Genomic DNA, 1725 nt, shown 5'->3' on the forward strand with positions numbered 1-1725 from the left:
GGGCTGGCCTGGCGCTACGGCAAGGCCGGCAAGGAGCGCCGCGCAGCCGCGCCTGCCACGATCGCGGCCGCACCGCCGCCGGCCGAAGACCCCGCCCCGCCCACGGTGCGCGCGCAGATCGAGCACGAGCTCGCGCTCATCGCCGAGCTCGGCTACGAGCCCTACTTCCTCACCGTGCACGACATCGTGCGCTTCGCCCGCGAGCGCGGCATCCTGTGCCAGGGCCGCGGCTCGGCGGCCAACTCGGTGGTGTGCTGGGCACTGGGCATCACCGAGGTCGATCCGCAGCTGGGCATCATGCTGGTCGAGCGCTTCATCTCGCGAGAGCGCGACGAGCCGCCCGACATCGACGTCGACTTCGAGCACGAGCGCCGCGAGGAGGTCATCCAGTACCTCTACCGCAAGTACGGCCGCGAACGCGCCGCGCTCGCCGCCACCGTGATCCGCTACCGCGCACGCAGCGCGCTGCGCGACGTCGGCCGCGCGCTCGGCCTCGACGAGACGCAGATCGAGCGCCTCACCCGCGAGCACCACTGGTTCGACGGCCGCCACATCCTGCCCGAGCGCCTCGCGGAGGCCGGGCTCGACCCCGCCAGCCCGGTCACGCAAAGGCTGGTCGCACTCACCGAGGAACTCATCGGCTTTCCGCGCCACCTCTCCCAGCACGTCGGCGGCTTCGTCATCGCGCGCGGCCGGCTCGACGAGCTGGTGCCGGTGGAGAACGCCGCCATGTCCGATCGCACCGTGATCCAGTGGGACAAGGACGACCTCGACGCGGTCGGCCTGATGAAGATCGACGTGCTCGCGCTCGGCATGCTGTCGGCGCTGCGTCGCGGCCTCGCCCTGGTGTCGGCATGGCGCGGCGAGGCGCTGACGCTGGCGACCATCCCGCGCGAACGAAAGGAGGTCTACGAAATGCTGTCGCGCGCCGATTCGGTCGGCGTGTTCCAGGTCGAGTCGCGCGCGCAGATGACCATGCTGCCGCGCCTGAGGCCGCAACGCTTCTACGACCTGGTGGTGGAAGTCGCGATCGTGCGCCCCGGCCCGATCCAGGGCGGCATGGTCCATCCCTACCTGCAGGCGCGCGAGCGTGCGGCGCGCGGCGAGGATCCGTTGGACGGCCTGCGCGAAGAGATCCGCGGTGTGCTGGCGCGCACGCTGGGCGTGCCGATCTTCCAGGAGCAGGTGATGCAGCTCGCGGTGGTCGCGGCCGACTTTACCGGCGGCGAGGCCGACCAGCTGCGCCGCGCGATGGGTGCCTGGCGGCGCAAGGGCGAGCTCGAGCGCTACCGCCAGAAGCTGCTCGACGGGCTGGCGAACAACGGCTACGACCCCGACTTCGCCCAGCGCCTGTGCCAGCAGATCGAGGGCTTCGGCAGCTACGGCTTTCCCGAATCCCACGCCGCCAGCTTCGCGCTGCTGGTGTATGCCTCGGCCTGGCTCAAGTGCTTCGCGCCCGCGGCCTTCCTCGCCGCGCTGCTGAACAGCCAGCCGATGGGCTTCTACGCGCCCGCGCAGCTGATCCAGGACGCCCGCCGCCATGGGGTGGAGGTGCGCGCGGCGGACGTCGGCGCCAGCGCGTGGGACTGCATGCTGGAGGCCGCCGACAGCGCGCAGCCCGCGGTGCGCCTCGGCCTGCGCATGATCCGCGGCCTCGGCCGCGAGGCCGCCACGCGCATCGCCGCCGCGCGTGGCGAACACGCCTTCGCCGACACCCAGGAGGAT

General features: G+C 72.2%; 1 protein-coding gene. It reads left to right on the top strand.

The window, feature by feature from the left end:
• A partial coding sequence (locus tag C665_RS19460; protein WP_004329044.1) for an error-prone DNA polymerase occupies nucleotides 1-1725 on the top strand: 1725 nt, incomplete at both ends.

The sequence above is a fragment of the Thauera aminoaromatica S2 genome (genome assembly GCF_000310185.1).
In the GTDB taxonomy this organism is placed as follows: domain Bacteria; phylum Pseudomonadota; class Gammaproteobacteria; order Burkholderiales; family Rhodocyclaceae; genus Thauera; species Thauera aminoaromatica.